General features: G+C 70.5%; 1 protein-coding gene. It reads right to left on the reverse strand.

Annotation, left to right across the window (positions count from 1 at the left end):
• On the reverse strand, positions 1 to 264 hold a 264-nt coding region (locus tag ACCD03_RS25555; protein ID WP_413413285.1), incomplete at both ends, for an alpha-hydroxy-acid oxidizing protein.

The following is a 264-nucleotide window of genomic DNA, read 5'->3' on the forward strand; positions in this document are numbered from 1 at the left end:
GGGGGCGCCCGTGCAGGCCGACGTCCCACGCCCAGGCCGGCTTGCCGATCGCCTGCAGCACACGCCGACGCGGTCCTGCCGGACCGGACATGCCCGAATGGAGATCGCGATAGCGTGCGCCCGGCACCGGCATGTCGACAGTAAATACCAGGGTCGTGCAGCCGCGCTCCTTCGCCTCGGCCAGCAGGTCGCGCATGAAGGCGCGATCGCGCAGGACATAGAGCTGGAACCAGATCGGGGTGGGGCTGGCCCCCGTCACCTCCT

Source organism: Ralstonia sp. Ralssp135 (assembly GCF_047304345.1).
GTDB classification, from domain to species: domain Bacteria; phylum Pseudomonadota; class Gammaproteobacteria; order Burkholderiales; family Burkholderiaceae; genus Ralstonia; species Ralstonia chuxiongensis.